This is a genomic window from Vibrio sp. YYF0003, assembly GCF_036350715.1.
Taxonomy (GTDB): Bacteria; Pseudomonadota; Gammaproteobacteria; order Enterobacterales; family Vibrionaceae; genus Vibrio; species Vibrio natriegens.
On the sequence record NZ_JAZDWA010000004.1, the window covers coordinates 424252 to 437000 of the forward strand.

Sequence of the window (12749 nt, forward strand, 5' to 3'; positions counted from 1 at the left end):
TATGCCATCTATAGCTTTGATGGGCACCTTACTGATATTCGGTGTTCCGCTCGTATTCACAATCATTCTGGCGATGTCGTTTTATGTCACCAGTACGCCAATTTCAATTAGCTTAGTTGCTCAACGTATTTTTAGCGGATTGGATTCCTATTCAATTCTTGCAGTACCTCTGTTTGTTCTGGCTGGTGAGCTGATGAACAAAAGTGGTATCACTACGCGAATTATCGATTTTGCTAATGCGTTAGTCGGGCACTTCCGAGGCGGACTTGCTCAGGTAAACATTTGGTCATCGGTCATGTTTGCGGGTATTTCTGGCTCCGCGGTTGCAGACACTTCTGCTCTTGGCCGTGTGTTTATTCCTCAAATGGAAAAAGAGGGATACAGCAAAGAGTTTTCGTCCGCATTAACTGCTGCGTCATCTGTTATCGGCCCAATGATTCCGCCAAGTATCCCGGTGATTATCTACGCGTTAATCGCAAGTGGTGTGTCGGTTCCAGCGCTATTCTTAGCAGGGATTGTACCGGGTATTCTATCTGCGATTGCACTGTCGATATTTGTTTATTTCTACGCAACGCGCCATAAGATTCGCAGTAACGTTGTCCGTCAAAGTCGCCGTAAAGCATTGGTAAAAGCGTTTGTTCCATTGACCATGCCGGTATTCATTCTTGGTTCAATTCTATTAGGCGTTGTCACACCAACAGAAGCCGCTGCTTTTGCTGCATTTTACGCACTGACCGTTGGGATGTTTTTCTATAAAACACTTAAAATTAGTGACTTACCGGAAGTGTTTATTCGCTCAATGCGTGACTCATCTATCGTATTGATTTTGATTGCGGTCATTTCCGTTGCTAACTGGCTGCTGACTTTCTCACGTGTACCTCAGTACATCAGTGCGCAAATCATCAGCACGATCAGTGACCCGGTTATGTTCCTGATTATGGTTAACCTGATATTGCTGGTGGTTGGTCTATTCCTTGAAGGGATTGCGGCAATGCTTATCTTGATTCCAATCTTCCATCCAATTGCGATGAGTTTCGGAATCGACCCAGTTCACTTCGGTATTGTAGTTATCTTTAACCTGATGATCGGCTTGATTACGCCACCACTTGGTATCTGTCTGTTTGTTGCAAATACCATTTCTAAAGTAGGTGTTGCGGCAATATCGAAGCAAATAGCACCGTTGTTCCTGTTAGAGGTGTTGGTGCTGTTCTTTATTACCTTCGTGCCTCAAAGCGTGCTGTTTTTACCAAAACTTTTTGGCTACTAACAAGTACTCATTATGGCTGTGATAGACGTACTCCTGCCGCTCGCGATGATAGTGGCGGCAGGCTTTTATACAACAAAAATTCGCTTTTTCTCTCAAGGTTTTCATGCGGATATAGGTAAGTTAGTCCTTTATATCTCGTTACCTGCGGTTATTTTAATTAACTTGTCGCAACTGGATATTGAAAATGCGATCGAACTTAACTTTGTACTGGTTTATGCGATGTCTGGTATTGCCACAATGGGCGTTGCGCTGATTATCAGTAAACAAGTATTAAAATCTGATTGGAAAGATGCATGTATTAATGCATTGGGAAGTGGAATGCCCAATAGTGCATTTGTCGCTTTTCCTATCGTGTTATCGTTATTTGAAGGCCAGTTTATTGAAGCCTTTTTAATGTGTGTTTTGGTAGAGAATCTTTTATTTATACCACTTTGCTTGCTATTTCTGGAAATCAGTCATAGCGCAAAAACCAGCACATTTGAGCAAATAAAAGTTATCGCGAAACGCATTAGTAGTAACCCAATAATAATTTCGATAGTTATCGCACTCAGTATTAATTTATTCAATATAACGCTACCTGAATTTATTCTAAAAAGTGCGGGTTGGTTTTCTAATACAGCCGTCGCATTAGCACTGTTTTCTATCGGTGGTGCATTAGGCCAGTCATTTAAGTTTGAAGAGAAAACAAGAACTGCTTTAGTTGCCGTCAATAAACTGATTATTTTTCCGATGGTTGCGATTGGATTGCTGACCCTATTTCCAGTCAGTGAAGCACTTAAACCGGTACTGATTATATTTGCTGCCGCACCTATGTTAACCATCTACCCAATATTGGGTTCGATTTATTATCAACAAAAGTTTTGTGTAAACACCCTTGTAACAACAACGCTGGCGTCCGGAATATCTCTGTCCATTGTTGTTGCAATGTTTAATTCATAGTGAGGTGAGTAGTGTCTGGCACCTGTTAACGCCATTCTTGACGCCTCCCTATACGAGATATCAGCCTTTGATTGGCTAGGAGTTAATTTATGAAGTATTCAATTGCCACCGTTTGTTTATCCGGTACGCTTGAGCAAAAAATGCATGCAGCGGCTAAGGCGGGTTTCCACGCAATCGAAATTTTCGAGAATGATTTGACCCAATACCGAGGCACCGCTCGCGATGTAAAACGTATCGCTGATAGTCTGGGGTTGGAGATTTTAGTGCTGCAACCGTTTCGCGATATGGAAGGCCTGCCGCCTGATCTACGCGATAAAAAATACAAGATGATGGAGCGTAAGATCGACCTCGCCCATCAGCTCGGTACTGATCGTTTAATGATGTGCAGTAGCGTTCACCCGCTGGCTTCCCCAGACAGAAATCAGTGCGCTGCAGATCTGCATGCGTTGGCAGAACTGGCTAAACGTGAAGACATGAAATTAAGCTATGAAGCGCTTGCCTGGGGTCGTCATATCGCAGACTACGATGACGCCTGGGATATCGTTAAGCGAGTGGATCACCCAAACTTGGGTATCGTACTTGATACATTCCATATGTTCGCCCGTGGTAACACGCTGGACACGTTAAAGAACGACATTCCAGTTGAAAAAATTGGCCTGGTTCAATTGGCTGATGCGCCTAAGATGCAAATGGACATTCTGCAGTACAGCCGCCATTATCGCTGCTTCCCTGGTCAGGGTGATTTCCCTATTATTGAATTTGTTCAGGCACTTAAAGACAAAGGTTACGACGATTACTTGTCACATGAAGTGTTTAATGATGAGTTCCGCTCTTCGTCTCCAATTGAAAAAGCGATTGATGGTGTGCGCTCTTTGAAATGGCTTGAAGACCAGAGCAGTGACACGTTCGAAGCGCCTGAAGTGAGTGATATAAGTTTTGTGGAATTTGCGGTAAAAGAACGTGAAAACAACCCATTTACCGACATCATCGAATCACTGGGCTTTAAGAAAACCCATTGTCATAAAAGCAAAAATGTTGACCTTTACCAACTTGGTGATATCAACTTCGTATTCAACTATGAGAAAAATAGTAATGCGAGTAGTTACTTAGAAGGGCATGGAGAATCGGTATGTGCGTTGGGTGTATTAGCGAAGGACGCAAACCGCTTAGTTGAACTGGCAAAGCGTTACAATAGCCCGACGATTTATCAGGCGCGCCAAGAGAATGAACTGGATATCCCGACGCTGAAAAGCTCAAGTAATCTGCTTATCCATCTGCTTGATCAAAACCACGCAGAGAAGTTCTATGACGTCGATTTTGAACCGCTGACGGATGGTGCTGCCTATAATGACAACCTAATCCGTATCGACCATATGGGGCAGGTGGTGTCACCTGAAACCTTGTTGTCTAACTTGTTCTTCTACAAATCAATTTTTGGTTTTGTTCCGGAAGAGAGCTACGACTTGCCAGATATCAACGGTCTGATCACCAGCCGTACGATTACCAGTCCAAACGGCAAGATTAAGTTTGCGTTAAACAGCACGAGTGCGAAGCAGACCTCTGCTCAGCGTTTTTTAAATGCGTCAAATGGGGCGAGCATTAACCAGATTGCTATTCAATGTCATGATATTTTCGCAGCAGTAAAAGACCTTTCGCCAATTTATCAGTTGAAGATACCAAACAACTACTATTTAGACATTCAAGCTCAGTTTGATTTAAGTGACGAGTTTATTGCAAAACTTAAAGAAAACAACATCCTATACACAGAGGATGACACAGGCAGCTTCTTGCATTTCTACACAAAAGAAGTCAATGGACTGTTCTTTGAAGTGTTACAGCGAGTTGGAAACTATAAAAAATATGGCGAAACCAATGCGTTTATTCGCTTGGCATCCCAGTCTTACCATGATTAAACATTAGAAATAAAAATCAGAATAAAAAATAGGTGCTTCATCGAAGCACCTATTTTTTTATCTGTCGAATCATTGAAATAACGTCGGGACGTTATTTTTCTAGCAAATAGTTAATCGCCAATTGGTAGCCCTTTGTGCCCATACCAATAATGGTACCAGCAGCCACCGGAGAAATATAAGAGTGATGACGGAATGATTCGCGCGCGTGTACGTTGGTAATGTGTACTTCAACGACAGGAACGCCAACACCTGCGATCGCATCGTGAAGGGCAATAGAGGTATGCGTGTAAGCGCCTGGGTTGAAAACAACGCCAGCGAGCTCACCAGCTTTGTATTCAGCCCCAGCTTTGTGGATGGCATTAATTAACTCACCTTCAATATTGCTTTGCAGGCAATCGACCTCATAACCAAATTCAGAGGCGAGCTTTTGACAGCGGACTTCTACATCCGCTAGCGTTTCATGACCGTACTTTTCAGGTTCACGAGAGCCCAAAAGATTAAGGTTTGGGCCGTTTAATAACAGTAACTTAGGCATAATGAGAACCTTTGCTTAGCATAGCTGAGTGAAATGCGATTCACGGAACTCTGCTAACTCGGCAGGGCTTGGTTTGGTATTAGTAAAGAGAGAAAATGCGTCAGTTGCTTGATGGAAAAATAGTTCAAAGCCGCTGATAATAGACACGTTTTTCTCTTTTGCTGCTAGAAGAAATTGAGTGTCGACAGGCGTATAAACGGCATCGAAAACCCACTCTTGCGAGCCAATCCAGCTTTCTGGAATAGGGGTGCCCGGCATCGAGTAGTGACCGACTGGAGTGCAGTTTACCAGACCATTGGCCAGCTTGACGTACGACTCAAGTGATTCGCTATTTGCCGTTGTCACCTGTAAGTCTTCGTCAGACAGTTGATTAGCAAGTGCCTGGGCTTTTTTCTCATCCATATCAAACAAAATCAGCTCTGATGCACCTAGATCAACCAATGACATCGCAACGGCTTTACCAACACCACCACATCCAACTAGCACAACTCGACCTGGTGTCTGCTCACGTGAATTTCGGTAAGCCTGAATGAAGCCTGAGTAGTCGGTGTTGTAAGCGATAATTTCATCGCCTTTTTTCACTAATGTGTTTGCTGCCTGAACGCGTTGCGCTGATTTGTCGAGTTTATTCGCTATTTCAATGGCGATTTCTTTAAATGGGTAAGTGACATTTGCCGACTGAATTTCAGAAGCGAACAACGCCGTTGCTTGAGATTTGAACTCTTCAATATCCCCGCTATCAATACTATTTAATTGATAGCTAAAGTTAATATTTAAATGCTTGGCAAGCTCGTTGTGAAAATATGGGGATTTTGACCGAGTTATATTTTTTCCAAATAAACGGCATTGCATAGTAAGTACTCCATCTATTAATGACAGGATAAGGCTACCACACGTCATTTTTCCAATGATAATTATATTTTTCTAACACCTATTCATTTTTGTTGAATGCTTGTATTTATTGGCTTTTAAGTCGATTTGTTAACAATAAAAGTAAGGCATCTATCTCAAAAACTTATACCGTAAAAATAAATTGAAATAGTCGAGTTGTTATCTCCGTCGTTATAGTAGTTATACACAAGTGAATTCCAGATGCAGGATTCAAGTCGTGGTTGAATTTATCAGCCAAGACATTTTCACAGAACTAAGCATCTCGAGGTTATTTGAGTATAAAAACAAAACAACAGAAGGAATTGATGAGATGATAATCGATTGCCACGGCCACTATACCACTACACCACCGCAAGTCGGTGATTACCGAGAAAGCCAAAAAGCAGCGGTAGCAAAAGATCCAAAATACGTTGGAGACAAAGGTACTATCAGTATTTCTGACGATGAGATTCGCGAAAGTATTGAAAACAACCAGCTTCGTCTGCAAAAAGAGCGCGGAACCGATTTGACTATCTTCTCTCCTCGCGCAAGTTGGATGGGACACCACATTGGAAATGAGCATACTAGCCGCTTCTGGACCGAGCATCAGAATGACCTGATTCGCCGTGTGTGTGACCTATTTCCTAACAACTTCGCACCTGTTGCTCAACTTCCTCAGTCGCCGGGTGTGACGCCTTCTAAATCGGTACCTGAATTGGTTCGTTGTGTCGAAGAAATGGACTTCATCGGCTGTAACCTAAACCCGGATACTACGGGCGGCTTCTGGAAAGATGCGTCTTTGGGTGATCGAGCGTTCTACCCACTTTACGAAAAAATGGTTGAGCTAGACGTTCCGGCGATGATTCACGTATCTGCGGCGTGTAACTCTTGCTTCCACACCACCTCTTCACATTACCTGGGTGCGGATACCACGGCATTCCAACAGCTTCTGATGTCGGATGTATTTAAAGATTTCCCTGAGCTGAAAATCATTATTCCTCATGGTGGTGGCGCAGTGCCTTATCACTGGGGACGTTTCCGCGGTATTGCACAAGACATGGGTCTTCCACCATTAGAAGAGTCAGTTCTGAAGAATATCTACTTCGATACTTGTGTATACCACCAGAAAGGCATTGACCTGCTACTAGACATTCTTCCTGCGGAAAACATCCTGTTTGCGTCAGAGATGATTGGTGCAGTACGTGGTGTCGACCCAGAAACTGGTCACTACTTTGATGATACCAAGCGTTACATCGACGCAAGCGATAAGGTCAACGACGAAGAGAAAGCACTCATTTTTGAAGGCAACGCTCGTCGTGTATTCAGCCGTCTGAAGGCATAAGGATTAATATTATGCAAAACAATGTTGTAGTTCAGAATATTCAACGTGCAGACAAAGACGTGATTGAAGGTCTGCGCAAATGTGGCGTTGCTACTATCCATGAAGCTCAAGGTCGTCGCGGCCTGCTGGCACACTACATGCGTCCTATCTTCCAATGTGATGCTGTCGCTGGCTCAGCACTGACTATCTCAGGTGCGGCTGGTGATAACTGGATGATGCACGTGGCGATCGAACAAGCTCAGGACGGTGATTTCCTAGTCTTTGCGCCAACTTCGCCTTCTAACCACGGTTTCTTTGGTGATTTACTGGCTACTTCAGCTCAAGCGCGTGGTGTGGTTGGCCTAATCATCGAAGGCGGCGTTCGCGATACGCGAGATTTGCGTGAAATGAACTTTCCGGTTTGGTCAAAAGCCATCTTCAGCGAAGGCACCATTAAAGAAACATTGGGTTCTGTGAACGTTCCAATGACCTGCGCAGAAGAAATCGTCTACCCGGGTGATGTTATGGTCGCTGATGAAGACGGTGTTGTGGTTGTTCGTCGTGACGAAGCAAAACAAGTACTTGTAGCCGCACTGGATCGCATCGAGAGAGAAGAGGCGAAACGTGTTCGCTTAGCAAACGGCGAACTTGGCCTGGACATCTATAATATGCGTGAGCGTTTAGCAGAAAAAGGGCTCAAATATGTCTAACCAAGCCCCTTGTATGTGGATGAGAGCGGGTACTTCAAAAGGCGCATACTTTGTTAAAAGTGACCTGCCTTCAGACCAGTCTTGTCTGGAAAGCTTTCTTCTCGCGGCAATGGGCTCACCTGACGAGCGTCAAATTGATGGGATTGGCGGTGCCGATCCCCTGACTTCTAAAGTTGCGATCGTTGCGCCATCTGAAAGAGATGGTGTCGATGTAGATTATCTTTTCTTACAAGTGTTTGTGGATCAACCATTGATCAGCACTAAGCAAAATTGTGGCAATATCTTAGCGGGTGTAGCTCCATTTGCGATAGAGCGAGGCATCGTGGAAGCCCAAGAAAAGCAAACGACAGTAAGAATCTACATGGAGAACACCGATCAAATCGTGACGGTCACCGTGAATACGCCCAATCGACAAGTGACCTACGAAGGTGACTGTGAAATTGATGGTGTTCCAGGTAGCGCAGCACCGATTGCGGTTACGTTCGAAGATACTGCCGGATCAACTTGCGGCGCACTGCTGCCGAGCGGCAATGTCGTTGATGTGATTGACGGTGTTGAAGTAACGTTAATTGATAATGGCATGCCTGTTGTCGTCATCAATGCGGAAGATCTCGGTATTTCGGGCGATGAAAGCCGAGATCAACTCGACAATAACGCGGAACTAAAACAAAAGCTGGAATCAATACGGCTACAAGCTGGACCGTTAATGAACCTCGGTGATGTTTCCCAATTATCGGTACCTAAAATGTCATTGGTTAGCAAAGCCCAGTATGGCGGCGCTATTTCTACTCGTACCTTTATCCCTCATCGCTGCCATGCCTCGATAGGTGTACTGGGAGCCGTAAGTGTTGCGAGTGCGTGCATTTTAGCGGGTTCGCCGGCACAAAAATTGGCATCAATCGAGCAAAGTGAAACTTTAGCGGTAGACGTTGAACACCCGATAGGCAAAATGAGCGTAGTGTTGGATGTAAAAGAGAACCAAGTCCAAGCTGCAGCAATTTTGCGTACCGCCCGTAAGTTGTTTGACGGAATCGTGTATACAAATAGATAGAATATAAGGACTGACCATGGACAAGGATTATCTACCTTTTCACCCTAATCCAAGCAAACCCGAGTTTAAGGTGCCGGAAGGTGCTGTGGATAGCCATTGCCACGTATTTGGCCCAGCAAGTAAATTCCCTTACTCGCCAAAACGTAAGTACACGCCGTGTGATGCCTCTAAAGAGCAGTTATTCGCACTAAGAGATTACCTCGGCTTCAGCCGCAACGTTATTGTTCAGGCGTCTTGCCATGGCACAGATAACGCGGCTTTGGTAGATGCGCTCAACACCGCTGGTGATTTAGCTCGCGGCATTGCCTTTGTCGATGAAACCGTCACTGACGAAGAGCTGCAACTGATGGATAAAGCTGGCGTTCGTGGTGTGCGTTTTAACTTCGTGAAACGACTTGTTGATACCGCGCCAAAAGAAACGTTAAAGCAGATTGCAGAAAAAATTCGCCCACTGGGCTGGCATGTCGTTGTCTACTTTGAAGCGCAGGATATTGACGAGGTTGCGCTATTCCTGAATGAACTTGATATGACTGTTGTCATCGACCACATGGGTCGTCCAGATGTTTCTAAAGGCGTCTACAGCGAAGAGTTCGAGAAGTTCATTAACATGATGGAGAGCAACCCGCAGATCTGGACGAAAGTGAGCTGTCCAGAGCGTTTGACGCTTACTCCACCAGACTATTCAGACGTAGTTCCTTTCGCTCGTGAGCTCGTTGAGCGCTTCCCTGAGCGTGTATTGTGGGGTACTGACTGGCCGCACCCAAACATGAAATCACACACACCAGATGACGGTCATCTTGTTGATGTGATTCCAAAAATCGCACCATCGGAAGAGTTGCAACAAGCTCTGCTTGTGACTAACCCGATGAAACTGTACTGGCCGGAGGAAGTTTAAAATGTCTTATCTTGATAACAAGTCCTCAATTGAAGGCACCGTTCTGTTTGACGGTGAAATGGCTCGTAAAGGTTACGGTCTGAATAAGATGTGCTTTTCACTCAACACGGCTGCGGCTCGCGAAGAGTTTCAGCGTGATGAAATGGCTTACTGCGATAAGTTTGGTCTGACGGAAGAGCAGAAAGTCGCGATTCAAAATCGTGATGTGCTTGGCTTACTGAAGTTAGGTGGAAGTATTTACTATTTGGCTAAGTTTGCTGGCATGCTTGGTCTGAATATGCAAGATATTGGTGCGATTCAAACCGGCAAAACGGTTGAAGAGTTTAAGCAAATGTTAGTCGACGCGGGGAAATAATCATGGCAAAAATTATAGGTGGTATCGGTACTTCACATATCCCTGCTATCGGCAAAGCGATAGAGAACAATCAACAGCAGGAACCGTATTGGAAGCCGTTGTTTGATGCGTATCCTCCGATTCTTAAATGGTTAGGGGAAGAAAAACCAGACGTTGCGATTCTGTTTTACAACGACCATGGTCTTGAATTCTTTATCGACAAAAAGCCAACGTTCGCGATTGGCGTGGCAGACCGTTATGAAAACGCCGACGAAGGTTGGGGCATTCAAACGATTCCAGATGTGAAAGGGTCTCCAGACTTAGCGTGGCATATTTCTAACCACTTGGTTGAAAATGAATTCGACATCACGATTTGTCAGGAAATGAAAGTCGACCACGGTCTGACGGTACCTATGCAGCTTTTATGGCCAAATTACTCGTACGACAATGTTCAGGTTATTCCTGTTTGTATCAACTGCGAACAGCATCCAATGCCTTCTCCAAAGCGTTGTTACGACTTGGGTAAACAGATTGCAGCGGCAGTTGAAAGCTTCGATCAAGACTTAAAAGTGGTTGTACTTGGTACTGGCGGTCTTTCACACCAGCTGGACGGCGAGCGTGCAGGGTTTATCAACAAAGAGTTCGATCTTTACTGTATGGATAAGTTAGTTGCAGAGCCTGAGTGCCTGACTAAACTTTCTGTCCTTGATCTTATCAAAGAGGGTGGTGCTCAAGGCCCTGAACTGAACATGTGGCTTGGCATGCGCGGAACACTGCAAGGTGAGCTGAATGTGCTACAAAGCAGTTACCACGCACCGATCTCAAACACGGGCTCCGGTACGATGTTAATCGAGTCAAAATAGTCGTTAAAAGACTTGTTCATTCTCTCCTTGTTAAGCGGTCCAGATGGGCCGCTTTTTTTGACTGGCGGTCCTTAACTTAGTTCGCTTTTTGCTTATCTCTTTTCTGAAACTCACAATTGGACAGAAATGTTTCAGTGAATTTCCTAAATTAGTAAAGTACGGATAACTTCAAGTATGGAAATTCACTTAACTCAGTGTCCAAAACTGCTGGGGCGGATCAAGTAGCGGCTTCAGCTATAGCATTGACATCAATAAAGTCGTTTTTATGTGTCTTAACATAGGGCTTCACATATTGTGTTGGTATTAATTTAACCTGATGACCATATTCTCGACACTTTCGAGCTAACCAATGAGAGCCTCAGCAAGCCTCCATAGCAATCGTGACAGGCTCATGGATTGATATGAACTGAATCAATTATCTTCGGAAAAACTTGTGTCTATACAGTTCTCAGCCTGAATAATCATGGCCAACCAAATGGAATGTAGATTTACCAAGATCTATGCCGATTGTTTTAATAGCTGACATGATGGCACCTACTGAAGTCCAGCGACTATGCTGAGTGTAGGTTAGGTGTGGGGCGTACCATCTAATTATCTTGCCAGTGTTATTGCTAATTTTGCGAATAATAAATTACCCCTCTGGAAAATTGCCCTTTAGCTTAATTTATAATCCAGTATTTAAGGATTCTGACCAAAGATAGGTTAGCTAGGGAAGTTGGCACGGTAAAAATGCTCACTCTTTTGGTGCTAGGAAATATTTCTGGCGCTCCTCAAAGGTAAGTGTACGCGGTAGAACACTCTTAGCATAATCAATGACGGCTTGGGTTGTCGAAAATATAGGTCCCCAAACTCGAACGGTTCTATCCGACGATGCCGTGACAATGTGAGTGCCATCAGAACTAAAAGAGGCCGACCGTACCCCATTGTCATGCGCGAGCGTGGCCTGGATTTGTCCCGTATCTGCCTGCCAAATCACAACGGTGTCATCCCGCGATGCCGTGACGATGCGTGTGCCATCAGAGCTAAAGGAGGCCGATTTTACCCCATCATTATGTGTGAGCGTGGCCAGGGTTTGCCCCGTATCTGCCTGCCAAATCACAGCGGTTTTATCGAGCGATGCCGTGACGATGCGTGTGCCATCGGGGCTAAAGGAGGCCGAGAATACCATATCATCATGCGGGAGCGTGACCAGGGATTGACCCGTATCTACCTGCCAAATCACAGCGGTATTATCCCCAGTTACCGTGACGATGCGTGTGCCATCAGGGCTAAAGGAGGCCGACCATACCCCATCATCATGCGGGAGCGTGACCAGGGCTTGACCCGTATCTGCCTGCCAAATCACAGCGGTTTTATCCCCAGTTGCCGTGACGATGCGTGTGCCATCAGAGCTAAAGGAGGCCGATTTTACCCCATTATCATGCGGGAGCGCGACCAGGGCTTGGCCGGTGTCCGCCTGCCAAATCACAGCGGTTTTATCCAGCGATGCCGTGACGATGCGTGTGCCATCGGGGCTAAAGGAGGCCGACCATACCCTATCATCATGCGGGAGCGTGACCAGGGCTTGACCCGTATCTGCCTGCCTAATCACAGCGGTGTTATCCAAGTCCGATACCACGAGGATGCGTGTGCCATCGGGGCTAAAGGAGGCCGATATTACCCCAGCACCATGCAGAAGCGTGGCCAAGGCTTGCTTGTACACCTGCCAAATCACAGCGGTGTTATCCCCAGATAGCGTGACGATGCGTGTGCCATTGGGGCTAAAGGAAGCCGACAATACACTACCATCATGCGGGAGCGTTTTCAGGGCTTGGCCTGTATATGCCTGCCAAATCACAGCGGTGTTATCCCAAGATGCCGTGACGATGCGTGTGCCATCGGGGCTAAACGAGGCCGACCGTACCCCATCATCATGCGGGAGCGTGACCAGGGATTGACCCGTATCTACCTGCCAAATCACAGCGGTTTTATCGAGCGATGCCGTGACGATGCGTGTGCCATCGGGGCTAAAGGAGGCCGACCATACCCCATCATCATGCGGGAGCGTGACC

At 45.5% G+C, this 12749-nt stretch carries 12 protein-coding genes and 1 pseudogene; 9 read left to right on the forward strand and 4 right to left on the reverse strand.

The features are described from left to right. Nucleotide 1: 1 nt before the first annotated feature. The 3 genes from V1U08_RS14710 (at nt 2) to V1U08_RS14720 (ending at nt 4119) form a co-directional block, all read left to right on the forward strand. On the forward strand, nt 2–1267 hold the full coding sequence (locus V1U08_RS14710) for a TRAP transporter large permease (RefSeq protein WP_330470900.1): 1266 nt from the start codon (nt 2–4) through the stop codon (nt 1265–1267). 12 nt (nt 1268–1279) lie between these two features. Beyond that, complete coding sequence (locus tag V1U08_RS14715; RefSeq protein WP_330470901.1) at nt 1280–2206, forward strand: AEC family transporter; 927 nt, start codon at nt 1280–1282, stop codon at nt 2204–2206. An 89-nt stretch (nt 2207–2295) separates the two neighbouring features. Continuing rightward, nucleotides 2296–4119 (forward strand): bifunctional sugar phosphate isomerase/epimerase/4-hydroxyphenylpyruvate dioxygenase family protein, encoded by a 1824-nt coding sequence (locus V1U08_RS14720; RefSeq protein WP_065300962.1) that lies wholly within the window; start codon nt 2296–2298, stop codon nt 4117–4119. Nucleotides 4120–4210: 91 nt separating this feature from the next. On the opposite strand, the gene aroQ is transcribed toward V1U08_RS14720, so the two are convergent. Continuing rightward, complete coding sequence (gene aroQ / locus V1U08_RS14725; protein WP_330470902.1) at nt 4211–4654, reverse strand: type II 3-dehydroquinate dehydratase; 444 nt, start codon at nt 4652–4654, stop codon at nt 4211–4213. A 15-nt stretch (nt 4655–4669) separates the two neighbouring features. Next, nucleotides 4670–5506, reverse strand: coding sequence for a shikimate dehydrogenase family protein (locus V1U08_RS14730; RefSeq protein WP_020334240.1), 837 nt, complete (start codon nt 5504–5506; stop codon nt 4670–4672). Nucleotides 5507–5855: 349 nt separating this feature from the next. Between V1U08_RS14730 and V1U08_RS14735 the strand changes: the two genes are divergently transcribed. Genes V1U08_RS14735 through V1U08_RS14760 form a run of 6 tightly spaced genes read left to right on the forward strand, consistent with a single transcriptional unit; the run spans nt 5856 to nt 10698 of the window. Further along, entirely contained in the window at nt 5856–6866 is a 1011-nt protein-coding gene (locus tag V1U08_RS14735; RefSeq protein WP_024372799.1) for an amidohydrolase family protein, read from the forward strand. Nucleotides 6867–6877: 11 nt separating this feature from the next. After that, on the forward strand, nt 6878–7555 hold the full coding sequence (locus V1U08_RS14740; RefSeq protein ID WP_014233884.1) for a 4-carboxy-4-hydroxy-2-oxoadipate aldolase/oxaloacetate decarboxylase: 678 nt from the start codon (nt 6878–6880) through the stop codon (nt 7553–7555). Continuing rightward, nucleotides 7548–8606, forward strand: coding sequence for a 4-oxalomesaconate tautomerase (locus tag V1U08_RS14745; protein ID WP_065300964.1), 1059 nt, complete (start codon nt 7548–7550; stop codon nt 8604–8606). Before V1U08_RS14740 ends, V1U08_RS14745 begins: the two co-directional genes overlap by 8 nt. A gap of 16 nt (nt 8607–8622) precedes the next feature. Next, nucleotides 8623–9501, forward strand: a complete 879-nt coding sequence (locus V1U08_RS14750) for an amidohydrolase family protein (RefSeq protein ID WP_330470903.1) — start codon at nt 8623–8625, stop codon at nt 9499–9501. 1 nt (nt 9502) lies between these two features. Next, nucleotides 9503–9856 (forward strand): protocatechuate 4,5-dioxygenase subunit alpha, encoded by a 354-nt coding sequence (locus V1U08_RS14755; RefSeq protein WP_014233887.1) that lies wholly within the window; start codon nt 9503–9505, stop codon nt 9854–9856. 2 nt (nt 9857–9858) lie between these two features. Further along, nucleotides 9859–10698 (forward strand): class III extradiol dioxygenase family protein, encoded by an 840-nt coding sequence (locus tag V1U08_RS14760; RefSeq protein ID WP_014233888.1) that lies wholly within the window; start codon nt 9859–9861, stop codon nt 10696–10698. Nucleotides 10699–10918: 220 nt separating this feature from the next. Here V1U08_RS14760 and V1U08_RS14765 read toward each other — a convergent pair. Together V1U08_RS14765 and V1U08_RS14770 are read right to left on the reverse strand one after the other, a co-directional pair. Beyond that, a pseudogene (locus V1U08_RS14765) lies at nt 10919–11224 on the reverse strand (IS110 family transposase); the annotation flags it as partial. A 207-nt stretch (nt 11225–11431) separates the two neighbouring features. Further along, nucleotides 11432–12749 (reverse strand): WD40 repeat domain-containing protein (locus V1U08_RS14770; protein WP_330470904.1); only part of this gene is annotated, 1318 nt, incomplete at its 5' end.